This window comes from Nonomuraea sp. IBHARD001 (assembly GCF_056106265.1).
Genome location: NZ_JBWBBW010000002.1, coordinates 3,875,984 through 3,901,704, shown reverse-complemented (window position 1 = coordinate 3,901,704; position 25,721 = coordinate 3,875,984). Strand labels below are relative to the sequence as shown.

Genomic DNA, 25,721 nt, shown 5'->3' with positions numbered 1-25,721 from the left:
TGCGCTTTTCACACCCGAACGGCAGCAGCCCGCACGGAACGTGCGGGCTGCGTGAAAGAGGAGGGGAAGCGGGGTCAGTCGTTGAGGCCGAACCAGTCGACCATCGCCCGCTGTGCCGTGGTGAGCCGTCGCGGAGCCTTGCTGATGATCTCTCGCATCACATCGCGGCCGTACTGCTGCTGACGCAACCACTCGGGGGCGCTGCGGCGCAGCTTGGTCATGATCTCGGTCGCCTCGCCGGCTTGCCCGACGTGGGCGTGACCGCGGGCCGAGTCCAGCAGGGCGCGGTTCCATGTACTCGCATCCGTACGGCCGACGCCCTTCGGCACCTGCTGAAACAGGCGGACCGCGAAACCGTGATCTCCGGCGATCATGGCGTTCTCCGACAGTATGAGAGCCGCGCTGACCGGACCGAACGAGCGCCCGGCCGGTTGAGAGCGCTCTGTGCCCATCCTGGCTCCTGCCACCATGGCCAGCTCGGCCTCGTCCTGGGCGCGCTCCGGCTGGTTGTCGCGCGCGGCTGCGGCCGAGGCGCGCAGGAGCAGCCAGCCCCACGCGTCGAGCTCGGCGGCGGTGGCCTGGGACATGCGAGGCTCAACGACGTCGGCCGCAGCCACGCACAGATCGAGGACCTCACGGAAGCGCCCTTGGCGCATCATGGCCCAGGCTTGGACGCTCACCGCCGCGCCGGCCAAGGGCAGGTCGCCGAGAGTGAGCGCGTCGCGCTGGGATTCCTGGATGGCGAGCAGCGCCAGGTCGTGCGCGCGGATCTGAATCAGGTAGCGAGCGGCCAGGTTGAGCGCGCTGCAGCGCAGTCGTAGTGCGGTGGCGTGTTGTTCGCCTTCGTGGTGGGCGACATGGTGGCGGCTGGACAGGATCAGCAGCGGGAGCATCCGCGCCATCTTGTCGTAGGCGTTGGCGTGGTAGAGGTAGCCGAGGGCGGTGATCGCCTGTTGCAGGTGCGGGAGTGAGAGGTCGTGCGCGTCGGCGCTGCCGTACATCGGTTGCCCGCCGAGGTCGATCGCGGGGGCGATCGCGGATCGCAGCGGAGCCAGCATCGCCTCGGATGGGCCGTCGAGTGCCGGTTCGGGGGAACCGGGCTGGACGAAGGTCATGGTGACGACGCCGAGCGCGCGGGCGATCTGGTGGTAGGTCTCCAGGCGCCCGGTGCCGCCGCTTTCCAGCTTCTGTATCGCGCGCACACCGAGCCCGGCGGCTTCGGCGAGTTCTTCCTGGGTCATTCCCCGCTGGATGCGGAGTTCGCGGATGCGCTCGCCGGGCTCGGTGTTCCTGCTGTCTGCGTGGGGCTGCGTGGTAGCGTCAGGCATAGCCCTGCCTCTCCTGGGAGCGTAGACACTCTTCAGGTTAGATGTGCAGGGCTGACTTATGTCCAGGGATGAGCGGCTCTGGTTCGGCTCAGAAGGGCCAGTCCGCCGACTGGTGTGCCTCGAGGAGCGGGATGATGGCGAATGCGGCGTCGCTCAGGCCGCCGAGGGTGTGGCGGTTGCCCTGCCCGGACGGGGCCGCGTCGCGCTTGTAGCCGCCGAAGTTCCACATGTACAGCGGAACGTTCGCCGGGACGAGGCCGTCGATGGGCATGGAGTCGCTGCCGCCGTGGCGGACGGTGTTGGAGGGCAGCCAGCCCGGCGTGGTCTGCTCGTCGGTGACGATCACGATCCGGGTGTGATGCGGGCGCAGGTGCGCGCGGATCGCAGTCGGGATGTCAGTGCCTTCGAGGCGGGCGAAACGCTTCACTGCCTTCAGCACCGACTCGCCCCGGCTGAACGCCACCGGCCTGCTCCGCGCGCCGAACTCGACGACGTCGGCGCGTTCGGCGCGCAGGGCGATCGCCACACCGAACACCGCGGCGGCGTCGGCCCACGATGTCGTCGACTTCTCGCTGAGCTTGTGGAGCCTCATCGACGGCGACCGGTCGACCAGGACCAGGGTGCGTCCCGAGAGTGCTGGCACTTTCGCAAGCGAGAACCTCAGCGCCTGCTCCAGCGAGTAGGCCCAGCGCAGCGAGGGGGCAGCCAGGGATGGCGTGGCCGTGGAGGGAGAGCCAGTAGGCGAGGGCCCCGCCGGGCTCGTCGGCGCGTTGCAGGACGCTCTCGATCAGCCCGGCGTTCTCGCTTGCGCAACCGCCAGCGAGACGCGCGTGGATCGCTTCGAGGGCGCCGACAACGGGGGCCGAGCGCATGTTCGCGGTGCCACGCAGCCATGGCAGGAACGGTGCCGCGCGGCCATGGCAGGAACACGGGAGAGATGCTCAGCCTGAGGACGCCGGCGATCGGCTTCTGATCATCGCACCGCCGAGGGTGAGGAGGCCCCGGGTACCAGCAGGCGGGGGGCGCCGGGGCCGGTGACCGGCGAGGCCCAGATGTCGCCCGCCTTGGCGTACACGACGGTGTCGTCGTCCAGCCAGGCGACCTGGTCGTCGATGCTGGCGCGCTCGGCCAGCGGTCGCTCGCGCAGGGTGGCCAGGTCGAGGCTGTGCAGCCGCCATTCGGTGGCCGAGACGCGCTTCTTGAACACCAGGCGGGTGCCGTCGGGCGACAGCGACGGGCATTCGGCGTTCTCGCGCAGCGTCGTGGCCCGCCAGGTGCGGTAGTCGCCCTGGACCAGGTACGTCTTGCCCTTGGTGCCGACGGTGGCGTAGAAGCGGGAGTCGTCGGCCGCGAAGGTCACGCCCCAGTAGTTGACGTCTTCGGAGTGGTATCGCCTGCCGTTCAGGGTGAGCGGGATGTCCTCCATGTTGGTGATGGAGTAGCCGGTCGTGGTGTCGAGGATGCCGGTCCAGGTGGAGAAGCCGCCCTGGTTGTAGGAGTCGCCGGTCACGAAGACCGTCCAGGACAGCATCCGGCCGCTGGCCGAGACCCTGGCCCGGTTCGGGATGCCCGCCAGGTTGATGCGGCGCTTCTCGCGCAGTTCGCGGTCGAGGACGAGCGCGTAGGTCTTGGGCAGGGCGCCGGGCTTCGCGACCAGGCACAGGGTGGTGCCGCCCGAGGTCGAGACGCGCTCGCACCGGGCGGCGCCGATCGTGGCGGGTGCGGAGGGGTTGGCGAGCGGGGCCGAGGCGATGTGGCCGCCGCTGCGGAACACCAGCCGTCCGGGTACGGCGGTGTCGAAGGCGGCGGCGGTCACCGGCTCGGCGGCGGTGGCGCGTACCGCGTAGAGCGTGGCCGCCGCCACCAGCACACTCACCGCGCCCCCGAGCACGAGCGCCCTCGCCCCGCGTCGTCCGCTTTTCACAGGTGTGGTCACGACGTCCTCCCTGAAGCCGGTGTGGTCATGACGTCGTCCTTCCTGAAGCCGGTCTGGTCATGACGTCCTCCCCGAAGCCGGTCTGGTCACGATGTCCTCCCTGAGACCGATGCCGTCACGACAACCCTCCAGGCGAGCGCCGACCCCGCCAGCAGGCCCACGGCCATGGCGGCCAGCCCCGCCGACGCCCCCCACGCCGTCCAGACGACGCCGAACACCATCGAGGAGGCCATCCGCGCGCACGCCTGGCCGGTCTGCAGCACCGCCAGGCCGGTCGTACGCGTCGCGGCGGGCAGCAGCGGCCCGGCGGCGGCCATGAGCACGCCGTCGGTCGCCGCGTAGAAGGCGCCGTGCAGGAGCAGGACGGGCACCAGCCAGCCGGGCCCGATCAGCACCAGGTAGGCCAGCGCCAGCGCCACGTGCCCGCCGACGAAGACCGCCGCCCGCCCGGCCCGGTCGGCGAGGCGCCCGAGTGGTACGGCCAGCAGCAGGTAGGCCGCGGCCGTGCCGAGCGGCAGCAGCGGGAACAGTTCGGGCGCGACGCCGTGCGAGCGCTGCAGCAGCAGGTACACGAAGGGGTCGCTGAGCGTCACCAGGCCGAGCGCCGCCGCCGCCAGGCAGATACGGCGGAAGCCGGGCGCACGCAGCACCGCGAGCCCGGAACGCAGCGGAGCGGGCGCGGCGATCGGCTCACGCCTGTCCCCGACGTACAGCACGAGCAGCAGCACGCCCAGGAGGGCGACGCAGAAGCTGGTGACGAACACGGCGTCGTAGGCTCCGGCGGTGGCGCTCAGCACGGCGAAGGCGGCCAGCGGTCCGAGCAGGGCTCCGACCGTGTCCATCGCCCTGTGCACCCCGAACGCCGAGCCGAGCCCGTCGGCGGGCGCGCTCAGCGAGATGAGGGCGTCACGCGGTGCCGTACGCAGACCCTTGCCGGTGCGGTCGGCCGCGACGACGGCCCCGAGCAGCGGCACCGACGAGCCCGCGGCCAGCAGGCCGAGCTTGGCCAGCGCCGACAGCCCGTAGCCGAGCCCGGCGACGAGCTTGCGGCGCTGCCAGCGGTCGGCCGCGTGCCCGCCCGCCAGTCTGACCAGGGCGGTCACCCCGAAGTACAGGCCGTCGAGCAGGCCGAACTGCACGAGGCTCAGGCCGAGCGCGCCCACCAGGTAGAGGGGCAGCACGGCCGTGATCATCTCCGACGAGATGTCGGTGACCAGGCTGACCGTGCCGAGCGCGAGGACGTTGGCGGGGACCGCCTTGCTGAGGCGGCCCCCGTGCAGCGAGATGTACATCAGTGGCAGGTGTAGGTCGGGCTCGAGTCCTTGACCGCCCCGTCGATGCCGATGAGCTGGGTCTGGAACGTGGTGTCGGTGAGGTTCAGCTTGACCACGCCGTAGGTGCCGGTCAGCCGCTTGAGACTGTTGGGCTGCACGTTCTCGATCGCGTACGGCGACGCGCCGCCCATGCCGCCGAGGATCTCCACGATGCCGTTCGGATCGGCCTGCTGGCCGGGGTTCTGCGGGGCGAAGCGCTCGTAGTGGTGGTCGTGGCCGTTGAGCACGAGGTCGGCCTTCTTGTTGTGGAGCAGCTGCCAGACCGGCTTGGCGACCGGGTCGTTGCCGTGCTCGCCCGAGCTGAACAGCGGGTGGTGGAAGTAGGCGGCGATGCAGCCCTTGGTATTGGTGTTGAGGTCGTTGGTGAGCCAGGTGAGCTGCGCCTGGTCGTCGAAGTAGTTGGAGTCGAGCGCGATGAAGTGCCAGTTGCCCCGGTTGTAGCTGTAGTACGTCTTGCCCTGCGGGGTGGCCTGGCTGCCGAAGTAGGACTTGTACCCGGCGTAGACGCCCGCCGGGTCGTAGGTCTCGTGGTTGCCGACGGCCGGTCGGGTCTTGGCCTTGAACCTGCCCCACGTCTTGTCGTAGTACTTCGTGAAGTCCGACAGCAGGGCGTCGTCGTACTGGTTGTCGCCCATCGTGATGACGAACTCGGGGTTCATCGCCTCCACCTGCAGGGCGGTCTTGGGGTGGGCGCAGGAGCTGGAGGAGGCGGTGCACTGGGCGGCGATGTCTCCGGCGGCGGCCACGACGAAGGCCTCGCCTGGCGGCTCGCTCGGGCCAGCGGCGCCGACGGTGAGGCGGTCGAGGTTGGGGCCGCCGTTGGCGGTCGTGGCGGTGGCCCTGATCTTGTTGACCCCGGCGGCGAGCACGGCCTGCACGTCGACGGTCTGCCAGGTGCTCCAGGCGCCGGTGGCGGGGAAGGCGGGTGTGGCCGCGGTGACGCCGCCCACCGCGACCGCGAGCGGCCGTGAGCCGGTGGTGCCGTTGGCGTAGCGGAAGGTTAGCTTGGCGCTTCCCGCCTGGGCCGCCGTCACGGTGAACTCGACGTGGCCGCCGCTCGTGTTGACGTAGTCGACGAAGCCGGTCCCTGTGTACCCGGCGTGCTTGGTGTCGACGACGGCCTGGGACAGCAGGGCGTTCTCGGCCTGGTACTCGGTGGCGGGCGTGGTGGGCGTGCCGCCGTAGACCTGCATCTCGTACAGCGAGTAGCCGTAGGGGGTGGCCCTGGCGGTGCCGTACATGCGCACGTAGCGTGCGGTGGCCGTCAGGCCGGTGATGTCGTCGTCGCCGCCGTCGCCCGTGGTCGTGGTGTGGACGGTGCTCCAGGCGGAGCCGTCGGTGGAGACCTGGAGCTGGTAGGCGGAGGCGTGTGCGGCCTCCCAGGTCAGTTTGACGCGGGAGATCGGCTGGGCGCTGCCGAGGTCGACGCGCAGCCATTGCGGGTCCGCGCCTTCGGCCGACGCCCAGCGGGAGGAGGCGGTGTCGCCGTCGAACGCCTTGGCGGCGCCGTAGGCGGTGGCCTCGGTGGAGGAGGCGGTGGCGGGCTTGCCCTGCGACAGCAGGGTCTCGGCCGCCGAGGCGCTGCCCGTGGTCGCGGCCAGGCCGACGAGCAGGGCGGCGAGCAGGGTCAGGGCGGCGGCCACGACGAGGGGTGGACGGAATCTGGACATGACTCTCCTGGGGTGAGAGACGGCGGGCACGCTGGGGCGGGCGGCCGGGTCAGCATGTCTCTCACTGAGCGCGTCACCCCCCGGGACGGGGGCCGCGCCGAGCCGCTTACCGGCGATCGTGGCAAGCGGCAGTGCGCAGTGTCAAGTAAGTTAGGAAGGTTTCCTAACTCGCAAGGAAGTGTTCATCGTGAGGTCCGCCAGCGCCGACTCGTCAGGAGTGATGCCGATACCGGGCGAAGCGGGCACCCGCATCGAGTCGCCCTCCAGCACGAACGGCGCGGTGATGTCGCGGTCGTAGTAGCGAGCGGTCGCCGAGATGTCGCCGGGCAGGGTGAAGCCGGGAAGCGCGGCGAGTGCCAGGTTCGCCGCACGGCCGAGACCGGTCTCCAGCATGCCGCCGCACCACACCGGCACGCCGTTGGCCCAGGCCACGTCGTGGACGCGCCGCGCCTCCAGATAACCGCCGACGCGGCCGGGTTTGATGTTGACGATCGAGCACGCGCCCTGCCTGATCGCGACCGCCGCGTCGCGGGCGCACGTGATCGACTCGTCCAGGCAGATCGGCGTGTCCATCCTGGCCGCCAGCTCGGCGTGCGCACGCAGGTCGTCGGGGGCGTACGGCTGTTCGAGCAGGGCCAGGTCGTAGGCGTCGAGCCTGCTCAGATGCCTGGCGTCGGCCGGGCCGTAGGCGGTGTTGGCGTCGGCGGTGAGCATCAGGCCCGCGCCGAACGTCTCGCGCACCAGCCGGACCGGCTCCAGGTCCCAGCCGGGCTCGATCTTGAGCTTGATCCGCGCGTACCCGGCGCCGACATGGCGGTCGACGGTGTCGAGCAGGGCGTCGAGCGAATCGGCGATGCCCACCGAGACTCCGACGCGCACGCTGGTCCTGGTGGCCCCCAGGTGGGCGGCCAGCGAGACGCCCCTTGCCCTGAGCACGGCGTCTAGTACGGCCATCTCCACGGCCGACCTGGCCATCGGGTGACCGCGCAGGTGCGCCAGCGCCGGGCCGACGGCCGCCGGGTCCAGGTCGGGCAGGGCGAACAGCACGGGCAGGAAGAACCTCTCGACGACATCGGCCGCGCCGTGCAGGTACTCGCTGCTGTAGGTGGGCTCGTCCTCGGCCACGCACTCGCCCCACCCCTCCTCGCCGTCCTCGCCGCGCAGCCGTACCAGCAGGGCGTTGCGCACGGTCTGGGTGCCGAGCGAGGTGCGGAACGGCGTGCGCAGCGGAAGCGAGACCGTGCGCAGCTCGGCTTCGGCCAGCTTCACGAGGCACGCTCGAGGATGTACCAGCCGTCCCTGGTGAAGGCGGTGATGCGGTAGCCGTCGCGCAGCGCGCCGCCCAGCGCCTCACGCTGCGCCGCCCGCCACGCCCGCGCCCGTTCCGGTTCCTCACGCCGCAACCGCTCGACGTCGGCCGGCGTCGCACACCGCAGTACGGCGGAGCCCAGCGCCGGACGCGTGGACCCCGACTCGTCGAGGATCACCACCGCCCCCTCGGCCGCGATGCCCGGCTCCCGGACCTCCCCCGCCCGCACCGGCCAGTGGGCGAACAGCCGGTCGGACACGTCGCCGTCGTTGAGCCCGTCGGTCAGCGGCCCGTAGAAGTCGGGCAGGTACGCCTCGGCCCTGGCCCCCAGCCTGCTCAGATTGAAGAAGGCGTTACGCCGTACCAGCGGGTCGAACGTCCACGAGATCGAGCGCAGCCCTCGCTCGGCCGCCCAGGCGCGCTGGTGTTGCTTGATCGCCCGGCCGATCCCCCGGCCCTGCGCCTCGGGCGCGACGCCCGCGACATGGGAGTGCAGGCTGGGGCCCTCGGCCAGGAAGGCGGCGGCGACGCCCACGAGTTCGCCGCCCATGAAGGCGCCGCCGACATAGCCGCCCGTGTGGTCAAGGGCGCACATGAGGTCGAGGGCCAGCGGCGGGTCCTCGCCTGGGGCGGTGTTCCAGATACGGCGCAGCAGCCGGTCGGCCGCCTGGAGCTGGGAGGAGCCGTGCAGGGACACGACGCGTGGCCCCGCCTCGGCACGGGTGAGGAGTTCGACCATGGGGCCAGCATCCCGCCGGGCCGGGCGCCGGGGCGTTGGCGTGCGCGCCGAACTTCACCCGCCGCCCTTTGTCCGGCACGCCGTCAGCGCTCGTCCTCGCCGCAGCGCACATCGCTCAGGCGCAGCTGCAGGGCCAGGACCAGCCGGACGTCCGGGTCCTCGACGGCGATCAGCTCACCGATCCGGCGCAGGCGGTAGCGCAGCGTGTTGGGATGCAGCGAGAGCAACTCTGCGGCCTTGGGCACGTCGAAGTGCACGCCCATCCACACGCGCAGGCTGTGCACGTAGTCGGTGCCGTGCCGCGTGTCGTGCTCGCTCACCAGCGACAGCGGCTCGCCGAGCAGCGCCGGCCTGGTGCGCATCGCCGAGGCCACGTCCAGCAGGAACAGCGCCGCCGACAACTCCTCGTGCCCGCCCACCTGCCCGGAGGCGAAGGGCCCGCACATCGCCCGCAACGCCTGCGCCGCCTGCAGCGAGCTGATCGGCGCCTGCGCGACCGAGCCCACCGTACGGCCGATCCCGGCACGCCACTGCCCGCCGAGCCGGTCGGTGATCTGCCCGAGCGTGTCGGCGGTGACGCGGCGCAGCAGCGGCGCGGTGGAGTCGGCGGCGACGATCGCACACGCCCGGCCGTCGACGGCTCCCACCGCCGCCCTGATCCGGTAGGCGGCATAGGCGGTGCGCAGCAGGTCGCCCGCATGGGTGGCGGCGAAGACGTCGGCGCGGCGCGGGACGGCCCCGGCGGTGCTCGGCCCGGCGCGTGTGGTGCCGATCGCCACGACCGCGACGGGTTCGTCCGGGTGCAGGCCGAACGACGTCGCCAGCTCCTCCACCGGTCCGATCCCGCGCAGCAGCCAGCCGAGCCACTCGTCGCGCGTCCTTCGCGCCTCGTCGGCGGCCAGGCTGATCCGGGCCAGGTGCGGCGCCGCCGTACGCGCCGCCTCGGCCAGGACCCGCCCGGCGTCGGGCTGGAGCGGGGTCTCGGCCTGGACGACCCAGATCGTGCCGAGCGCCTCGCCCCTGGCGCGTACGGCGATGGCCAGGCGGGGGTAGAACTCGCGTGGCTCGTAGCTCCACACCGCCTCCTCCGCGCGCAGGACGGCGGCGTACTCCTCGGGGTTGGTGGGGTGTTGTGGCACTCTGCGGCCGAGTATGCCCTCCTTGCGCAGGTCGTCGATGCGCTGGCCGTCGACGGTGGAGTAGGCCAGCACGCGCATGGCCAGGTCCTCGACGGCGACGGCGCCGCCGACCCTGGCCGCGACCTGGTTGGCCAGGGCGAACAGGTCGGCGGCCTGCGCCTGGCCCAGGTCGGACGCGGGCGCGACGACGGCGAGCAGGGCGTCGACGAGCGCGTAGAGCTGCCCCCAGGCCAGGCCGGGCGCCGCCGCCAGCAGCGCGATGCCCTCACGCTCGGCCGCGGCGACCAGCGGCGCGGGATCGCCGAGCCCGCCGCGCACGACGACCGCGGCCACCCCCGCGGCCGCGGCCCGCTCGACCACCTCGGCCGACGGCCTGCCCGTGACCAGGAGCAAGGCCCCGTCGAGTGCGGCCATGGGCTCGTCGGAGCCGTGGATGACCGGCGCCCCGACCAGCGTCTGCCGCCCGGCGGGCAGGCACAGTCCGCTCACGGCGCCCGCCCCGAGGCTGTCGAGCAGCACGCCCAGCGTGACCCGCCCGTTGGCGCTCATCGCACACCCCCGCTCCCCCGGGCTCGTCCCGCGCCTCCGCTTCCCGAGCTCATCGCACGCCTCCGTTCCTCCGCCTCAGCACACGCCGCCGCCGTTCCTGAGCACGCGGCCGTGCCGTCCGCCGGTGAACTCGCCGTCCTCCAGGACGAGCCGTCCGCCGAGCACCACGTGCACGACACCGGCCGGAGGCACGCCGGGCAGGTCGTAGGTGCCGTCGTGCCTGATCGCGCCCGCGTCGAAGACGCACACGTCGGCCACCGCACCCTCACCCAGCCAGCCCCTGTCGGCCAGGCCGAACTGCTGCGCCGTCGCCGAGGTGACCTTGCGTACGGCCTGCGGCATGTCCACCACGCCGCGCTCGCGCACGTACTCGCCGAAGAACGTGGGGAAGGTGCCGAACGTCCGGGGATGCGTCTGCGCCACCGGCGGCCCTCCGTCGGAGCCGATCGACACCAGCGGGTGACGCATGAAGCGGGTGACGTCGTCGTCGTGCATGGTGTGGAAGACGCCGTCGGCCCGAGGGTCGGCCATGAGCAGGTCGCACAGCGCGTCCCACGGCGCACGGCCGTCGAGCACCTCGGCCAGCCGCTTGCCGCGGACCTGCGGCCAGGCGTGCCGCAGCAGCTGCACGTCCTCGGGGTGCACCTCGCGCCACAGCCCGACGCCGGTGCCGTTGGCCGGGTCCTCGGCGACGGCGCGCAACGCCGCGCGCTGCCCGGGATCGGCCAGCCGCTCGATCATCTTCTCCGGCCCGCCCTCGCACGCCGCCGGAGGCAGCAGCGCCGCCACACCCGTGCTGAAGGCCTGGTACGGATACACGTCGGCACGCAGGTCGACGCCTCGCGCTCGGGCCGCCTCCAGCTTGGCCAGCACCATCGAGGAGTCCCCGTGCACCGCCCTGCCCGAGGCCTTGCAGTGCGAGACCTGCAGCCGCAGCCCCGCCGCCGCCGCGACCGCGATGGCCTCCTCCAGCGCGTCGGCCAGACCTTCGCTCTCGCTGCGCATGTGGGTGGCGTAGACGAGGTTCCACCGCCTGGCGACCCTGGCCAGTGCGATCAGCTCGGCGGTGCCGGCATAGGCGCCCGGCACGTACTCCAGGCCGCTGGAGAGCCCGGCCGCGCCGGAGGCGAACGCCTCGGCGGCCAGTGCGGTCATCCGTTCCAGGTCGCCTGGCCGCAGCGCCGCGTCCATGCCCCGCACGGCCAGGCGCAGGGTGTTGTGCCCGACGAGCACGGCGATGTTGTTCGTGACGCCCTCGGCCTCGACGGCGTCCAGATAGCCGCCGAACGTGGCGAACATGTGCCCGCCGAGCAGGTCGGGCGCCCATCCCGCCGTGGCGGGGTCCGAAGGCCCGCACGAGAAGCCGCAGTTGCCGACGATCTCGGTCGTGACCCCCTGCGCCAGCTTGAACGGCTGCGCCTCGGCCATGAACGGCACCGTGTCGGAGTGGCTGTGCGGATCGACGAAACCGGGCGCGACGACCAGCCCGCTCACGTCGACGACGCGCGTGGCGGGCCCGAGCCCGGACCCGACGGCGGTGACCCGGCCACCGCCGATCGCCACGTCGGCGGTGCGGCCGGGCGAGCCGAGCCCGTCGTGCAGGGTGCCACCGCGCAGAAGAAGGTCGTGCATGTGTCCAGCCTTTCGCAGGGCGAGCTCTGTCCGCTTCGTCCTTTGGTATGAGGTTCGGTGGCATGAGGTTCGGTGGCATGAGGTTCGGTGGCCGAAGGTCACGGGTGTGCCGCGACCAGCCTCCGGGTGTAGTCGTGCACGGGCGCGTCCAGTACGGCGGCCGTGTCGCCGTGCTCGACGACCCGCCCCTTGAACAGCACCACGGTCCGCTCGGCGATCTGCCTGACCACGGCCAGGTCGTGCGTGATGAACAGCATCCCGATGCCCAGCTCGGCGCCGGCCCGCCGCAGCAGCTCCAGCACGTGCGCCTGCACCGAGACGTCGAGCGAGGCGACGGGCTCGTCGCAGATCAGCAACGCCGGGCGTACGGCCAGCGCCCTGGCGACGGCCACACGCTGGCGCTCACCGCCCGACAGGCCCTTGGGGCGGCGTGCGGCGTAGGCGGGCGGCAGGCCCACGAGCTCCAGCAGTTCGCCCACGGCCGTGCGGTCGGCCGGAGCCGCCCTGCCGATCGCCTCGGCGAGTGTCGAGCCGATCGTCATGGCCGGGTTCAGCGAGGTCGAGGGGTCCTGGAATACGCACTGCACGAGCCGGTGCACCCCGGCCCTTTCGGCGGCGGGCATGGCGTTCCTGCGGGTGACGTCGAGCCCGGCGAGCTCGATGCGGCCCGCGTCCGGCGTGGTGAGGCCGAGGATCGACCTGGCCAGTGTGGTCTTGCCCGAGCCGGACTCGCCCACCAGGCCGACGCTCTCGCCCGCGCGCACGGTGAGGCCGACCCCGCCGAGCGCCGTGTGCGTGCCGTACCTCTTGGTCAGGCCTTCGACCGTCAGCAGCGGGGCGGTGCGCGCCGGGCGTGCGGCGAGCCGGACGGCCGGGGCGGCGGGAGCGGCCAGGGCGGCCGGGTCGCGCACGCAGGCGCTGAGCCGTCCGTGGCCGAGCACGCGCAGCGGCGGTCTGGCGCTCACGCAGTCGGGGCCGCAGGCGGCGCACCTGGCCGCGAACGCGCACACCCCGGCGACCGCCGCCGCGGCGGGCACCTGACCGGGGATCGCGGCCAGGTGCGCCAGCGTGTGCTCGGCCGATGGCAGCGCGGCGAGCAGGCCCCTGGTGTACGGATGGGCGGGCGCGGCGGCAACGGCCGGGCCGGGCCCCTGCTCAAGGACGCGTCCGGCGTACATGACGGCGACCCGGTCGCAGGTGGCGAAGGCGACGCGCAGGTCGTGCGTGATGAGCAGGACCCCCATGCCCCTGGCCTGCCGCAGCCGGCCGAGCAGGGCCAGGATCTCGTGCTGGGTGGTGGCGTCGAGCGCCGTGGTCGGCTCGTCGGCGACCAGCAGGTCGGGGTCACCGGCGAGGGCGGCGGCCAGGGCCACGCGCTGCCGCATGCCGCCCGACAGCTGGAAGGGGTAGCGCGCGGCCACCGACGGGTCGCCGATGCCGACCTCGGCCAGCCTGCGCGCCACCTCGGCCCGGTCCGCGCGCCTCGTGCGCAGCGACTCGGCGATGTGCGCGCCCGCGGTGCGCAGCGGGTTCAGCATGGCGAACGGGTCCTGCATGAGCAGTGCGATCCGCCCGCCGCGCAGTGTGCGCAGCACCCGCTCACGCGCGCCGACGACCTCGACGCCGCCGACCCTGACCGAGCCTTCGGCGCGCAGCCCCTTGGGCAGCAGGCCGACGGCCGCACGGGCGGTCAGCGACTTGCCGCTGCCCGACTCGCCGACCAGTCCGACCGTCTCACCTGCGGCGACGGTCAGGCCGACCCCGTCGACGAGCACGGCGTCGTCGTGCCCTTCGGCGGTACGCAGGATCCGCAGGGCGTGCATCTCAAGCATCGGAGAGCCTCTCGAAGAGCCGGTCGCCCAGCAGGGTGGCGGCGGTGGCGGCCACGGTCACCAGGGCCGCGGGCAGGACCGAGGCCCACGGGTTCAGGTCGAGCAGGGCGCGGTTCTCCTGGATCATCAGCCCCCAGTCGGGCGTGCCCGCGGGCAGGCCGATGCCCAGGAAGGACAGCCCGGCCAGCGCCGCCAGCGCGGCCACGAAGCTCAGCAGCGCCCCCGCCACCACGGTCGGCGCGATGTTGGGCAGCAGATGCCGGAACATGATCCGGGCGCGGCCGAGCCCCAGCGTCCGCGCGGCTTCGGCGTAGGCCAGCTCCCGCTGCGCCATCGTCAGGCTGCGGACGACCCGGATGTCGCCCGGCGTGAACAGCACCGCCATGGCCGCCACCGCCCAGCCGATGCCGCCGCCGAGCACCCCGACCAGGACGATCAGGACGAGCATCCCCGGCATGGCGATGAACAGATCGACCACGCGCATCATCACCGCGTCGACCCAGCCCAGCCGGTACCCGGCCAGCAGGCCGAGCGTGGTGCTCAGCAGACAGGTGCACAGGGCGACGAGCAGCGGCCACACCAGGGCGGGCCTGGCCCCGGCCAGGCAGCGCGACAGCACGTCCCTGCCGAGGTCGTCGGTCCCGGCCCAGTGCTCCCGGCTCGGCATCGTCGCGCCCAGCAGCAGGTCCTGCGCCGCGGGGTCGTAGGGCGCGAGCCACTCCCCCGCGACGGCGGCGACGACCATGGCGGCCAGCACGACGGCCGACAGCACGGCCACCGGACCCGGCCTGCGCCCGTGCCTGCGCAACCGGGCGGCACGACGCCTGACCGGTGCGGCCAAGTGCGCGCTCATACGGCCACCGCCCCGTGCCGCACCCGAGGGTCGACGGCGAGGCAGGCCAGGTCGATCAGCAGGCTGACCGCGACCACCACGGCTCCGCCGAGCAGGACGAGCGCCTGGACGACGGGGATGTCCTTCTGCCCCACGGCCCCGACGAGCAGCGAGCCGAGGCCGTGCAGGCCGAAGGCGCGCTCGACGAACAGGGCGCCGGTCAGGTTCGCCGCCAGCAGCAGGCCGCCGACGGTGAGCACGGGCAGCGCGGTGGTGCGCAGCGCGTAGCTGATCCAGATGCGGGCCGGCGCAAGCCCTCTGGCCCTGGCGAACGTCAGGTGGTCCTGCCCGGCCAGGTCGAGTGCGGCGGCGCGCATCTGCCTGACGACGATCGCGGCCTGCCCGGTGGCCAGGGCGACGGCGGGCAGGGTGAGGTGGGCGATCCGCTCGGTGAAGGTCTCGCCCGCGCCGAACACGGGGAACCACCCGAGCGTGACCGCGAAGCCGTACAGGAGCAGGATGCTCATCGCGAACGGCGGGACGGACAGGGCGGCCAGGGCGGTCAGGGTGATGGCCTGGTCGAGTACGCCGCCCCTGCGCATGGCGGCGGCCAGGCCCGCGGGCACGCCGACGCCGATCGTGAGCACGAGCGCGTAGGCGGCCAGGCCCGCGCTGACGGGCAGCCGGTCGGCGATGACGTCGGCGACGGGCTCACGGGTGTAGACCGAGACGCCGAAGTCGCCGCGCAGCGCGTCGCCGAGCCAGGCGGCGTAGCGCACGGGCAGCGGCTCGTCGAGGCGGAACTCGGCCCGGACGGCCGCCCTGGTCTCGGGCGTGGACGGCCTCGGACCGAGGAGCACCTGCTCGGGCTCGCCCGGAGCCGCGGCCAGCAGGGCGAAGCTGAGCGCCGACAGCACGCCGAGCAGCAGGAGCGCGGCGGCCAGCCGACGGGCGACGAAGGCCATCAGGCACCGGCCGCGGGGCGCACCGAGCTGAACAGATCGGCCGTCCAGGTGTGGAAGACGCCGGTGAAGCGCTTGCTCAGGGCCACGCCCGACTCGCTGTGGTGGACGGGCAGGTACGGCACCTGCTCGGCCACCTCGGTGAGCACGGCGGTGACCGCGTCGGCCCTGGCCTCGCCCTCGACCAGGCCGAGGTCGTCCAGCTTGGCGTCGAGGGCCGCGCTGCCGTACCCGCTGAAGTTGAAGCCCTGCGGCTCGGCCGACGCCCGGCTGAGCAGGTCGGGCAGGACCTCTCCCGGGTCGGGCGTGCCGTAGAACAGGTTCGACATCTGCAGGCCGACGTTCTCGTGCGCCATGATCTGCGCCTGGTGCTTCTCCGGCGGCAGCGGGACGAGCTCCAGCGTGATGCCGATCTTCGCCAGGTCGGCGGCGACGGCCTGCAGCGCCTTGGCGTGGTCGCCGCCGCTGTTGTAGACGGTCGACAGGGTGAACCCGCCCGGGTGGGCGGACCTGGCCAGCTCGGCCTTGGCCGCCTCGATGTCGTGCGGGTAGCCGGGCAGGACCGGCGGCGTGTCGCCGTACAGGGCGGTGAGCTGGGGTTTCGGCAGGACGGTCGCGGCGGGGCCGCCCCGGCCGCCGGTCAGCAGCCGGGCCAGTGCGGCGCGGTCGACGGCGTGCGCGACGGCCCTGCGCACGTGCACGTCCTTCAGCGGCCCCCGGGTGACGTCGAGGGTGAGGAAGGCGATGTTGTTGGCCGGGTAGAAGTACGTGGCCACGCCGGGCAGCGAGTCCCATTTGCGCGCCTCGCCGGGGATGACGTCGCCGGTGCCGTCGACCTCGCCGGACGCCACGGCCAGGCGCAGGGTCTCGGGGTCGGGGATCGACCTGATCTCGATCCGGCGCAGGGCCGGTCGCGGCCCCCAGTAGCGTTCGTTGCGTTCCAGGACCACGCCCGAGGTGAGCGAGAACGCGGCGACCTTGAACGGGCCCGAGCCCAGCGTGCCGACCTCGGGCGAGCCCAGGTCCTTCGGATGCGCCTGGGCCAGCTTCTTCGGCACGATCTGCCAGGCCAGCGAGGCCGTGGCGAGGAAGGTCGGGCTCGGCCTGCGCAGCGTGACCCTGACCGTGGCGGGGTCGACGACCTCGGCCTTCTTCACCACGGTGACGTAGCTGGCGGCCTGCGAGGCGACGGCGGGGTCGAGATGGCGGGTCAGCGAGTAGGCCGCGTCGTCGGCCGTGACGGGTGTGCCGTCGCTGAAGGTGACGCCCTGGCGCAGGGTGAACACGTAGGTACGCGGGTCGGGGTGCGTCCACGACGCGGCGATGCCGGGCGCCACCCGGCCTTCGGCGTCCGTGGTCACCATGGTGTCCAGGACGGAGAACTGCACGAGGGTGGAGCCGGTGTTGAAGCCGTGCGCGATGTCGAGGCTGCTGGCCGTGCCCGCCATCGCCCAGCGCAGCGTGTCGCCCGCCTTCCCCGCTTTCCCGCCGCCCGAGGAGGCGCAGCCGGCCGACAGCAGGAGCAGGGCGGTCGCGGCGACCCTGATGAGCGCGGTTGAGGATGTCATGGAAGCACCTCTGTGAGGGAGCGGCGGACGATAGTCGGACGCTAGAAGCAGCGGGCCCCGCGTTCACTGACCGGACAGCCAAACTCGGCGCTCCCGCGCTCGTCCTGCGCGACAAGGACACGCGCGCACGACGGCCGTTGGCCGCTGCGGCAAAGCCCGGCCCGCGGGCCTTGGCCTCCCGGACGAGACCTCGCGGGCCGATCGGTGGCTAGCTTGCCCGGCATGTCGATCCCACTCAGCCGTGTCCTGGCCGCCGCCGTCGCGCTGGCGCTGGTCGCGGCCACCCCACCGGCGCTCGCCGCGCCCGCGCCGTCGCCCACGCCGTCTCCCACGCCGCCGCTCTCGCTGCCCGCGCCCACCGGTCCGCACACCGTCGGCGCGAGCGTCCTGCACCTGGTGGACCAGGCCAGGGCCGATCCGTGGGCGCCGTCGCAGCGGCGGACGCTCATGCTCACCCTGTGGTACCCGGCGCGGCCTTCGGCACGTCCGCTCGCGCCCTACATGACGCCGCAGGAGTCGGCGGCGCTGCTGACCGCGCAGGGGGCGCAGGGCGTGCCGCCGGACGCGCTGAGCCGGGTCAGGACCAATGCCAGGACCGGCGCGACGCCCGCCGCCAAGGGGCTGCCGCTGGTCCTGCTCTCGCCCGGGTTCGGGCTGCCGCGCTCCTCGCTCACCTCGCTGGGTGAGGAACTGGCCAGCAGGGGGTACCTGGCCGCCGCGGTCGACCACACCTACGAGGCCGCGGGCGTGACGCTGCCCGGCGGGACGACCGCGCCGTGCCTGGCGTGCGCGATCGAGGACTCGCCCGGCCTGGTGCCCGCGATCAGGGCGGCCGACATGTCGTTCGTCATCGGCAGGCTGGCCTCGTGGGGGGCCAGGGGGCAGGTCGACCTCTCACGGGTGGCCATGGTGGGGCACTCCATCGGCGGCAACGCCGCCGCCACCACCATGGCGCGCGACGCCCGCGTCGACGCCGGGGTCGACATGGACGGCTCGCTCATCGAGCCGCTGCCCGCCACCGGGCTGGCCAGGCCCTTCCTGCTGCTGGGCACCGAGGAGTCCTACAAGCCGGGCTCGGCCGCCTACGACCCGTCGTGGGAGCTCGGCTGGCCGAGGCTGACGGGCTGGAAGCGCTGGCTGACGGTGGCGGGAGCCGGGCACGAGTCGTTCACCGACTACCCGCTGCTGTTCGAGCAGGCCGGGCCGCCCGGCGAGGGACTGGGCGGCGCGCGTGCGGTCGCGCTCACCCGGGCGTACGTGCGGGCGTTCGTCGACCGGCACCTGCGGGGCCGCCCCTCGGCCCTGCTGAACGGCCACAGCCCCCGCTACCCCGAGGTACGGCGCCGGCCGTGACGCCTAACGCGGCGCCAGGACCGGCTCAAGGAAGCTCAGCGTGCCCGCCTCGGTGTCCAGTCTGGCCCGGACGCCGATCGGGTAGGTCTGCATGGAGATGCCGTGCCCGATGTCGGCCCCGGCCAGCACCGGCACCCCCAGGTCGCTGAGCCGCTCGACCAGCATGCGCTCGACGTCGCGCGGCTCGCCGCAGTTGGTGAACGTGCCCAGCAGGATGCCCGCGACGCCGTCGCTGTAGGAGGCGCGGCGCAGCTGCGTGATGTAGCGGTCCATCCGGAACAGCTCCTCGTCGACGTCCTCGAGGAAGAGGATCGCGCCGCGTGCGGGCAGCGAGGTGTCGGTGCCGAGCGAGGCGGCCAGCAGCGTCGCGGTGCCGCCGAGCGTGTGGCCTTCGGCGATGCCGGGCACGACCGTGCGGGCGTCGGGGAAGACCAGTTCGCGCACGCTCTCCGGGTGGAACAGCAGCTTCATCAGCTCGTCGAAGTCGTACTCGCCCGGCCCCTGGTGGAACCCGTCGCAGGCGACCATCGGCCCGAACAGCGAGGCCCAGCCCAGCTTGACGGCGACGGCCTCCAGCAGGGCGGTCACGTCGGAGTAGCCCACGACGACCTTGGGCCTGGCCGGGTCGACCGCCGACCAGTCGACGAGTTCGAGCGTGCGCTGCATGCCGTAGCCGCCGCCCGCGCAGAACACCGCGTCGAAGGCCGGGTCGGCCAGCGCCCTGGTCAGGTCGCGGGCGCGCAGCTCGTCGTCGCCCGCCAGGTAGTCGTACTCGGTGCCGCCTGCCCGGCACGAGGCGAACACCTCGGCCTTGAGGCCGACCTGCTCCATCGCCGCGAGCCCGCGGTCCAGGTTGGCCTCGTTCGGCGGACTGCTGGCCGCGATGACGGCGACACGGGCGCCGGGCAGCAGGGCGGGCGGACGACGGAATGCGGTCAAGGCAGGTGCTCCTTAGCGGGTGGGAACGGGGTGGCGGAGAGGGCAGATCGATGCGCGCTCCCCCTCAATGGGTCAGGAGATGGCAGGCGGCCAGGCTGTCGGCGGCGGCCGGGTCGCCGGTCAGGACGGGCAGGTCGCGCGTGTCGCACAGCGGGTCGGCCTCGACCGCGCGCAACGGGCAGCGGGGATGGAAGCGGCACCCGGCGGGCACCTGGGTCGGGTCGGGCGGCTCCCCCGTGAGCAGCAGCGGGGCACGCCCGGAGTCGGGCAGCACCGACAGCAGCGCCTTGGTGTAGGGATGGCGGGGCCGCAGCAGCACCTCCTCGACGGTCCCGGTCTCGACGATCCGGCCGAGGTACATCACCGCCACCCGGTCGGCGATGTTCCAGGCCAGCCCCAGGTCGTGGCTGACCACGAGCGCCGACAGGCCGAGCGTGTCGCGCAGCTCCAGGATCAGCTTGAGGATCTCGCCGCGCACGGAGGCGTCGAGCGAGGCCACGGGCTCGTCGGCGACGATCACCGACGGTTCGAGGGCGAGCGCCCCGGCGATGACGACGCGCTGCTGCTGGCCGCCCGACATCTCGTGCGGGAAGCGCGCGGCGAACTCGCCCGGCGGTCGCAGCCCGGCCTTGGCCAGGGCGCCGTGCACGCGCTCGGTCAGCCCGGCGCCCATCCCGTGCAGCCTGGGGCCTTCGGCGACCGCGTCGAAGACGTTCTGCCGTGGGTTGAGCGCGCCGCCCGGGTCCTGCAGCACGAGCTGGGTGTGACGCCGGTAGGCCTTGAGCGCGGCGGCCGAGTAGCCGAGCGGGACGCCGTCGCTCAGGATCTGGCCGCCGGTCGGCCGTACCAGGCCGACCAGGGCCCTGGCCAGGGTGGACTTGCCGCATCCGGACTCGCCGACCAGCGCGACGATCTCGCCCTGGCGTACCTGGAGGTTGACGCCGTCGACGGCGTGCGCCGGGGCGGCGCCTCGGCGTGCCGGGTAGGTGACCCGCAGGTCGCGTACCTCTAGGACGGGGGTCATGGGGCTCCTTCCAGCACACGCAGGCACGCGGCTTCGCGGCCTGGGCCGCTCGGCCACAGCCTGATGGTCTCGCTCCCGCAGGCGGGTGCGGCGTCGGGGCAGCGCGGGGCGAAGGCGCAGCCGTGTCCTTCGGTGAGCCTGGCCAGCTCCGACGGCGTCGGCGGGTCGCCGGGCAGGCCGGAGGGGGCACGCCGGGAGGCCGGGTCGCCGATCGTGGGGAAGGCCCGGCCCAGCGCCCTGGTGTACGGGTGGCGCGGGTCGGCGATGAGCTGCCTGGCCGGGCCGATCTCGGCGATCTGCCCGGCGTACATGACGGCCAGCCGTTCGCACATGTGCGACAGGACCGACAGGTCGTGGCTGATCATGATGACGCCGATGCCGGACTCGCGGACCAGGTCGCCGAGCAGGTCGAGGACCTGGGCCTGGACCATGACGTCGAGCGCGGTCGTGGGCTCGTCGGCGATGATCAGGTCCGGCCTGCAGGCCAGCGCCATCGCGATCATGATGCGCTGGCGCTGCCCGCCGGAGAACTCGTGCGGGTAGGACCCGAGCCGCCGCGACGGCACGCCCACGCTGTCGAGCAGCCCGGCCGCACGCTCGCGCGCCTGCCTGGCGCCGCACCTGTCGTGCAGCAGGATCGGCTCACAGATCTGCTCGCCGATCGTGCGCACCGGGTTCAGCGCGCTCATCGCGCCCTGGAAGACGACCGACGCCGCCGACCAGCGCACCGCGCGCAGCCGCGACCACCTGGCCGTCAGCAGGTCCTCGCCCTCGAACAGCACCTGACCGCTCACCTGGGCCGACGGCGCGAGCAGGCGCAGCAGGCTCAGCGCCATCGTCGACTTGCCCGACCCCGACTCACCCGCCACCCCGAGCGTCTGCCCCCTGCCGAGGGTGAAGTCGACGCCGCGTACGGCGGGCACCGAGCGTTCCCCGTTGCGGTAGGTGACGCGCAGGTCGCGTACCTCAAGCATCGTCATCGGCCGACCATCCTCGGGTTGAGCACGTGCTCGACGGCCCTGCCGACGAGCGTGAAGCCGAGCACGACGATGAGGATCGCGATGCCCGGCGGCATGAGGTACCACCAGGCGCCCGCCGTGACCGCCCCGCCCGCGAACGCCGCCTGGAGCATCGAACCCCAGGTCACACTCGTCGGGTCGCCGAGCCCGAGGAAGGTCAGCGTGGCCTCCGACAGGATCGCCGAGGCGACGGTGAGCGTGCTGGAGACCAGGATGAGCGGCATCACGTTCGGCAGCACGTGCCTGATCATGATCTGTGTGTTGCCCGCGCCCAGCACCCTGGCCCGCTCGACGAACGGCCGCGCCTCGACGGCGAGCGTCTGGGCGCGTACCAGCCTGGCGGTCGCGGTCCAGGAGGTGACGGCGATGGCGATCGTGATCGAGGCCGCCCCCTGGCCGAGCACGGCCGACAGCGAGATGGCCAGCGGCAGGCTGGGCAGGGCGATGAACCAGTCGGTGACGTGCATGAGCACCTTGCCGGTCCACCCCTGGTAGTGCCCGGCCAGCAGCCCGACCGCGCTGCCGAGCACGACAGTGAGCGCGGTGGCGATGATGCCGATGCTGAGCGACTCGCGCGCACCCCAGATGACCAGCAGCAGGACCGAGCGGCCCGCCTGGTCGGTGCCGAGCGGGTAGCCGTCGACGGGCGGCGACAGCTGCGGCCCGTCCACCTTGATCACATTGAGCTGGTCGTCGCCGATGAACAGCGGCGCGGCCAGCGCCAGCACGCCGAAGGCCAGCAGCAGCCCGAGCCCGGCCAGCCCCGCCGGGCGCCTGGCGTAGGCGCGGCAGAACCTGGCGAACGCGTGGTGGCGAGGCGGGTCGGCCACGGGCGTCGCGGTGGCGGCCGTCATTGCGCCCGCACTCTCGGGTCGAGGAAGCGGTAGACCACGTCCGCCAGAAGGTTCATCAGGATCACACTCGCGCTGAAGACGATGAAGGTGCCTTGGAGCAGGGGCAGATCGGGGATCTTGAGCGCCTCGTAGGTGAGATAGCCGAGCCCCGGCCAGGAGTACACGGCCTCGACCGTGATCGCACCGCTGACCAGGACGCCGAGATGCATGAAGATCATCGTCACCGACGGCAGCAGGGCGTTCGGCACCGCGTGCCGCCGCCGCACCGCGTCGTCGGTCAGCCCCTTGGCCCTGGCGGTCAGCAGGTACGGGCTGCCCATCTCGTCGATGATCGAGGTGCGCATCACCGTGACGTACTGGGCGAAGACCACCAGGACCATGGTCAGGCACGGCAGCACCAGATGCCTGGCGACGTCCACGACGTGCGTCCAGCCCTCCTGCGGCAGCGCCGGGTCGCTCATCCCGCCCGCGGGCAGCAGGCTGGGGATCGGCCCGACGCCGACACTGAAGACGACCAGCAGGATCATGCCGAGCCAGAACGTCGGCACCGACCACAACGTCAGCGAGGCGCTGGAGGCGATCCGGTCGAACAGGCTGCCGTGCCGCCAGCCGCTGCGCACGCCGAGCCACAGCCCGAGTGCGATCGACAGCGCCGCCGCCGTGCCCATGAGCAGCAGCGTCGGGCCGATCCGGTCGGCGACCAGCGAGGAGACCGACTGCTGGAACTGCCAGGAGTAGCCGAGTTCGCCCTTGAGCGTGTTGCCGGCGAAGCTCAGGAACCGCTCCCAGACCGGATCGTCGAGCCCGAGCTGCACCCTGAGCTGGGCCAGTTGCGCCTCGCTCGTCGGACGGCCCCTGGTCAGCGTCCTGACCGGGTCCGACGGCATCAGCGAGAAGATCACGAAGCCGATCACCAGCGTCACCAGGAAGCTGACGGCGGCGGCGACCAGCTTCCCGCCCAGGTAGGGCAGGAAGTCCGAGCGCTTGATCTTCGCCTTGGCCGGGGCCGGGGTGAGCAGGCTACTCACGGTCACCAGCCGAAGAGCGGCGACGCATCACGATCACACCGCCGATCACGGCCACCACCAGCACGGCCGCGCCGCCCCACAGCAGCACGCCCGAGCCGCCCTGCTCCTGCTCGCCCGCCGCCTGCGCCTTCGCGGCGGGCGGCGCGGCCTTGATGTAGGACCAGAAGGCGGTCTGCGCGGGATGCATGCCCTGGGCGTCGGGCGCGCCGGTGATCAGACCGGAGACGGTGTCGGTGCGGGCCACGTCCAGGGTGTTGGCATAGAAGTGGATCTGGTTGACGCCCGCCTTGTACAGGATGTCCTGCATCTGGCCGACGACCGAGGCCCGCTCGTCCTGGTCGAAGGTGGTCAGCTGCTTGTCGAACAGCTCGTCGTATGCCTTGTCGCAGAAGAAGGAGTCGGTGTTGCCGCCGGTGCCGTCGTCCTTGGGCAGCACGGCGCAGGTCTGGATGCCCAGCAGGTACGTCGGGTCCGGACCGGTCGTCCAGCCGTCCATCAGGATGTCCCAGTCGCCCTTGGCCAGGTCGCTGTTGAGCGCGCTCATGCTCAGCGACTGGATCTTGAGCTTGATGCCGATCGTCTCCAGCCAGCCCTTGAGGTAGGAGGAGATGCCGGCGTCGATGGTGTCGTCGGAGTGGATGCCGAGACGGAAGGTCAGCGGCTTGCCGCTCTTGGGGTCGACCCTGACGCCGTCGGCGCCCTTGGCGTAGCCGGCGTCGTCGAGCAGCTTGCCCGCCTGAGTCAGGTCGAACGGCGTCTCGGCCCCGGCGGCCGGCTTCCACGTCCACTGTGGCCAGGCGGGCGGCAGGTACCCGGCGCCCTGCACACCGAGGCCGTCGAGCACCTTGGCGACCAGCGTCTTCTTGTCGGTGGCCAGGGAGATCGCCTGGCGCAGCACCGGGTCGCCGAGCGCCGGGTGCGCGGTGCCGATCTTCTTGCCGGTACGGGTGCGGGCATTGTGGTTGATCTCGATGCCGGTCCAGCCGTTGCCCACCTCCTGCACGGTGAGCAGGCTCTTGTCGCCGCGCAGCGCCTTGAACTGGGTGGGGTTGACGCCGTTGATGTAGTCGAGCTGGCCGCTGCGCAGGGCCGCGACGGCCGCGTCGGTCGACTTGAACGACTGCTGGATCATGTGGTCGAAGCCCGGGGCGCCCAGCACGAAGTCCTTGTTGGCGTCGAACTTGGCGTACTGCTCGGGCTTGTAGTCGGTCAGCGTCCACGGGCCGTAGCCGACGACCGGGAAGGTGTCGTTCTTGACGTCCTTGAGGTTCTTGGCCTGCGGCTCCCACACGTGCTTGGGCACGATCGGGATGCCGCTGATCGGGATGCTCACATAGATGACATTGGCCTGGGGCGCCTTCGTGGTGATGACGAGCGTGGCGGCGTCGGGGGCGGTGACCGAGGCGAAGTTGCCGACCAGGGAGCCGTTGGCGGTGGCCGCGACCGGGTCCGACATGATCAGGTTGAGGGTCCAGGCGGCGTCGTCTGCGGTGATCGGCTTGCCGTCGCTCCACTTCAGGCCCGAGCGCAGCTTGAAGGTCCAGGTGAGCTTGTCGTCCGACGGCGTCCACGACTCCGCCAGGTACGGCACCGGCTTGCCGCTCTCGTCCAGGGCGTTGAGCGTGGGGTAGATGGAGCCGAAGATGTCCAGGGCGCCGTTGAAGAAGGCGAGGAACGGGTTGAGCGTGTCGACGCCCGAGCCCGACATCTTCACCCTCAGGGTGGTGTTCTGCTGAGGAGCGGCCGTGGCCGACGCGGCGGGGGCGGCGGCGAAGGCGGTGGCGCCGGCCAGCAGCGAACCGCTGAGCGCGCAGGCGGCCAGTGCCAGCCTGCGCCGCGAGTTGCCTGTCCTCATGGATGTCTCCTGGGTCGTCGAGCATGCGTTGCGTGTGAACGAATGCTGACGATCCGAGAGCACGACCCCAAGACCCGTGAATGCTTACGGCCCTGAGCATCGAAAACCATGAGGGTCATCGCCCGCCGATCGCAGGGCCGCTACGTTGAGCTGGGGCTGCGCCGTGCCCAGGCCGCCGGGAGAGCCCGGTCTCAGCCCGCGCGGGCCGCGTTCAGCACGAAGTCGACCACCCGCTCGGTGTATCGGTCCGCCTCCGCCGCCAAGGCCGGCATGTGCTCGTGCGGCGTGGTCAGGATGTGGTGCTCGACGATCCCGGCGACCGCGTTCAGCACCATCGCGGGCGAGGTGCCACGCGGCAGTTCGCCCCGCTCGACGGCCCTGAGGACGACCCGCCTGCCCGCCGCCCGCGTCTGCCCGTCCAGCCGCTCCATCGCCGCGCCGAACAGCTCCGGATACACCTTCGCCTCGACCTGGGCCCGCAGCAGCACCAGCCCGTACGGGCCGAGCGCCCGGCCGAGCAGCCCGCGCGCGATGGCCAGCAGATCGCCGCGCAGCGAGCCGGTGTCGACGTCGAGACCGTCCTCGACCAGCGTGCCGAGCGCCTCGACGATGAGCAGCTCGCGGCTCGGCCAGCGGCGGTACAGCCCGGCCTTGCCGACCCTGGCCAGCCGTGCCACGGCGTCGAGGCTGAAGCCGGCCCAGCCGCTCTGGCCGTACAGGCGCAGGGCCGTGGCGAGGACCCGGGGGCCGAATGTGGGGTCGGCCGGGCGTCCGGGTCCTGCTTTGGTCGACTCTTGCTGCCGCACTCCTGGAGTGTTT

21 protein-coding genes are annotated in these 25,721 nt (G+C 72.6%); 1 reads left to right on the top strand and 20 read right to left on the bottom strand.

Annotation, left to right across the window (positions count from 1 at the left end; all coding sequences use genetic code 11):
- Nucleotides 1-74: 74 nt before the first annotated feature.
- The 13 genes from ACTWNK_RS19810 to ACTWNK_RS19750 form a co-directional block, all read right to left on the bottom strand.
- Nucleotides 75-1,328, bottom strand: a complete 1,254-nt coding sequence (locus ACTWNK_RS19810) for a helix-turn-helix domain-containing protein (RefSeq protein WP_474305845.1) — start codon at nucleotides 1,326-1,328, stop codon at nucleotides 75-77.
- 88 nt (nucleotides 1,329-1,416) lie between these two features.
- On the bottom strand, nucleotides 1,417-1,971 hold the full coding sequence (locus tag ACTWNK_RS19805; RefSeq protein WP_474305843.1) for a hypothetical protein: 555 nt from the start codon (nucleotides 1,969-1,971) through the stop codon (nucleotides 1,417-1,419).
- Between the two features lie 330 nt (nucleotides 1,972-2,301).
- A complete protein-coding gene (locus tag ACTWNK_RS19800) occupies nucleotides 2,302-3,264 on the bottom strand; it encodes a hypothetical protein (RefSeq protein ID WP_474305841.1) in 963 nt (320 codons plus the stop codon).
- A gap of 86 nt (nucleotides 3,265-3,350) precedes the next feature.
- Nucleotides 3,351-4,556 carry an MFS transporter gene (locus ACTWNK_RS19795; protein WP_474305839.1) on the bottom strand — a complete coding sequence of 402 codons (1,206 nt, stop codon included), beginning with the start codon at nucleotides 4,554-4,556 and terminating at the stop codon, nucleotides 3,351-3,353.
- Nucleotides 4,556-6,268 carry a discoidin domain-containing protein gene (locus tag ACTWNK_RS19790; RefSeq protein WP_474305837.1) on the bottom strand — a complete coding sequence of 571 codons (1,713 nt, stop codon included), beginning with the start codon at nucleotides 6,266-6,268 and terminating at the stop codon, nucleotides 4,556-4,558. The genes ACTWNK_RS19795 and ACTWNK_RS19790 overlap by 1 nt, the downstream gene beginning before the upstream one ends.
- 150 nt (nucleotides 6,269-6,418) lie before the next feature.
- Nucleotides 6,419-7,537 carry an o-succinylbenzoate synthase gene (menC, locus tag ACTWNK_RS19785; RefSeq protein WP_474305835.1) on the bottom strand — a complete coding sequence of 373 codons (1,119 nt, stop codon included), beginning with the start codon at nucleotides 7,535-7,537 and terminating at the stop codon, nucleotides 6,419-6,421.
- Entirely contained in the window at nucleotides 7,534-8,316 is a 783-nt protein-coding gene (locus ACTWNK_RS19780; protein WP_474305833.1) for a GNAT family N-acetyltransferase, read from the bottom strand. Before ACTWNK_RS19780 ends, menC begins: the two co-directional genes overlap by 4 nt.
- 83 nt (nucleotides 8,317-8,399) lie before the next feature.
- Complete coding sequence (locus ACTWNK_RS19775) at nucleotides 8,400-10,004, bottom strand: PucR family transcriptional regulator (protein ID WP_474305831.1); 1,605 nt, start codon at nucleotides 10,002-10,004, stop codon at nucleotides 8,400-8,402.
- Between the two features lie 75 nt (nucleotides 10,005-10,079).
- A complete protein-coding gene (locus ACTWNK_RS19770) occupies nucleotides 10,080-11,636 on the bottom strand; it encodes an N-acyl-D-amino-acid deacylase family protein (RefSeq protein WP_474305829.1) in 1,557 nt (518 codons plus the stop codon).
- A 98-nt stretch (nucleotides 11,637-11,734) separates the two neighbouring features.
- Nucleotides 11,735-13,468, bottom strand: coding sequence for an ABC transporter ATP-binding protein (locus ACTWNK_RS19765; RefSeq protein WP_474305827.1), 1,734 nt, complete (start codon nucleotides 13,466-13,468; stop codon nucleotides 11,735-11,737).
- Nucleotides 13,461-14,321 (bottom strand): ABC transporter permease, encoded by an 861-nt coding sequence (locus ACTWNK_RS19760; protein WP_474305825.1) that lies wholly within the window; start codon nucleotides 14,319-14,321, stop codon nucleotides 13,461-13,463. The genes ACTWNK_RS19765 and ACTWNK_RS19760 overlap by 8 nt, the downstream gene beginning before the upstream one ends.
- Complete coding sequence (locus tag ACTWNK_RS19755; protein ID WP_474305823.1) at nucleotides 14,318-15,265, bottom strand: ABC transporter permease; 948 nt, start codon at nucleotides 15,263-15,265, stop codon at nucleotides 14,318-14,320. The genes ACTWNK_RS19760 and ACTWNK_RS19755 overlap by 4 nt, the downstream gene beginning before the upstream one ends.
- Nucleotides 15,265-16,830, bottom strand: a complete 1,566-nt coding sequence (locus tag ACTWNK_RS19750; RefSeq protein WP_474305821.1) for an ABC transporter substrate-binding protein — start codon at nucleotides 16,828-16,830, stop codon at nucleotides 15,265-15,267. Before ACTWNK_RS19750 ends, ACTWNK_RS19755 begins: the two co-directional genes overlap by 1 nt.
- A gap of 222 nt (nucleotides 16,831-17,052) precedes the next feature.
- Between ACTWNK_RS19750 and ACTWNK_RS19745 the strand changes: the two genes are divergently transcribed.
- Entirely contained in the window at nucleotides 17,053-18,183 is a 1,131-nt protein-coding gene (locus ACTWNK_RS19745; RefSeq protein ID WP_474305819.1) for an alpha/beta hydrolase family protein, read from the top strand.
- Nucleotides 18,184-18,186: 3 nt separating this feature from the next.
- On the opposite strand, the gene ACTWNK_RS19740 is transcribed toward ACTWNK_RS19745, so the two are convergent.
- The 7 genes from ACTWNK_RS19740 to ACTWNK_RS19710 form a co-directional block, all read right to left on the bottom strand.
- Entirely contained in the window at nucleotides 18,187-19,122 is a 936-nt protein-coding gene (locus ACTWNK_RS19740) for a S66 peptidase family protein (RefSeq protein WP_474305818.1), read from the bottom strand.
- Between the two features lie 64 nt (nucleotides 19,123-19,186).
- Complete coding sequence (locus tag ACTWNK_RS19735; protein WP_474305816.1) at nucleotides 19,187-20,146, bottom strand: oligopeptide/dipeptide ABC transporter ATP-binding protein; 960 nt, start codon at nucleotides 20,144-20,146, stop codon at nucleotides 19,187-19,189.
- Complete coding sequence (locus ACTWNK_RS19730) at nucleotides 20,143-21,126, bottom strand: ABC transporter ATP-binding protein (RefSeq protein ID WP_474305814.1); 984 nt, start codon at nucleotides 21,124-21,126, stop codon at nucleotides 20,143-20,145. The genes ACTWNK_RS19735 and ACTWNK_RS19730 overlap by 4 nt, the downstream gene beginning before the upstream one ends.
- Nucleotides 21,123-22,019, bottom strand: coding sequence for an ABC transporter permease (locus ACTWNK_RS19725; RefSeq protein ID WP_474305812.1), 897 nt, complete (start codon nucleotides 22,017-22,019; stop codon nucleotides 21,123-21,125). The genes ACTWNK_RS19730 and ACTWNK_RS19725 overlap by 4 nt, the downstream gene beginning before the upstream one ends.
- A complete protein-coding gene (locus ACTWNK_RS19720) occupies nucleotides 22,016-23,047 on the bottom strand; it encodes an ABC transporter permease (protein WP_474310946.1) in 1,032 nt (343 codons plus the stop codon). Before ACTWNK_RS19720 ends, ACTWNK_RS19725 begins: the two co-directional genes overlap by 4 nt.
- A complete protein-coding gene (locus tag ACTWNK_RS19715) occupies nucleotides 23,040-24,902 on the bottom strand; it encodes an ABC transporter substrate-binding protein (protein ID WP_474305810.1) in 1,863 nt (620 codons plus the stop codon). The genes ACTWNK_RS19720 and ACTWNK_RS19715 overlap by 8 nt, the downstream gene beginning before the upstream one ends.
- A gap of 191 nt (nucleotides 24,903-25,093) precedes the next feature.
- Nucleotides 25,094-25,708: a TetR-like C-terminal domain-containing protein gene (locus tag ACTWNK_RS19710; RefSeq protein ID WP_474305808.1), complete on the bottom strand. Its 615-nt coding sequence runs from the start codon at nucleotides 25,706-25,708 to the stop codon at nucleotides 25,094-25,096.
- Between the last annotated feature and the right edge of the window lie 13 nt (nucleotides 25,709-25,721).

Bases quoted from the DNA above. Each gene is read 5' to 3' on its own strand.
- ACTWNK_RS19725 (WP_474305812.1), bottom strand. From the start codon at position 22,019: ATGACGGCCGCCACCGCGACGCCCGTGGCCGACCCGCCTCGCCACCAC.
- ACTWNK_RS19735 (WP_474305816.1), bottom strand. From the start codon at position 20,146: ATGACCCCCGTCCTAGAGGTACGCGACCTGCGGGTCACCTACCCGGCA.
- ACTWNK_RS19780 (WP_474305833.1), bottom strand. From the start codon at position 8,316: ATGGTCGAACTCCTCACCCGTGCCGAGGCGGGGCCACGCGTCGTGTCC.
- ACTWNK_RS19715 (WP_474305810.1), bottom strand. From the start codon at position 24,902: ATGAGGACAGGCAACTCGCGGCGCAGGCTGGCACTGGCCGCCTGCGCG.
- ACTWNK_RS19755 (WP_474305823.1), bottom strand. From the start codon at position 15,265: ATGGCCTTCGTCGCCCGTCGGCTGGCCGCCGCGCTCCTGCTGCTCGGC.
- ACTWNK_RS19760 (WP_474305825.1), bottom strand. From the start codon at position 14,321: ATGAGCGCGCACTTGGCCGCACCGGTCAGGCGTCGTGCCGCCCGGTTG.
- ACTWNK_RS19730 (WP_474305814.1), bottom strand. From the start codon at position 21,126: ATGACGATGCTTGAGGTACGCGACCTGCGCGTCACCTACCGCAACGGG.
- ACTWNK_RS19765 (WP_474305827.1), bottom strand. From the start codon at position 13,468: ATGCTTGAGATGCACGCCCTGCGGATCCTGCGTACCGCCGAAGGGCAC.
- ACTWNK_RS19745 (WP_474305819.1), top strand. From the start codon at position 17,053: ATGTCGATCCCACTCAGCCGTGTCCTGGCCGCCGCCGTCGCGCTGGCG.
- ACTWNK_RS19810 (WP_474305845.1), bottom strand. From the start codon at position 1,328: ATGCCTGACGCTACCACGCAGCCCCACGCAGACAGCAGGAACACCGAG.
- ACTWNK_RS19775 (WP_474305831.1), bottom strand. From the start codon at position 10,004: ATGAGCGCCAACGGGCGGGTCACGCTGGGCGTGCTGCTCGACAGCCTC.
- ACTWNK_RS19770 (WP_474305829.1), bottom strand. From the start codon at position 11,636: ATGCACGACCTTCTTCTGCGCGGTGGCACCCTGCACGACGGGCTCGGC.
- ACTWNK_RS19790 (WP_474305837.1), bottom strand. From the start codon at position 6,268: ATGTCCAGATTCCGTCCACCCCTCGTCGTGGCCGCCGCCCTGACCCTG.
- ACTWNK_RS19750 (WP_474305821.1), bottom strand. From the start codon at position 16,830: ATGACATCCTCAACCGCGCTCATCAGGGTCGCCGCGACCGCCCTGCTC.
- ACTWNK_RS19795 (WP_474305839.1), bottom strand. From the start codon at position 4,556: ATGTACATCTCGCTGCACGGGGGCCGCCTCAGCAAGGCGGTCCCCGCC.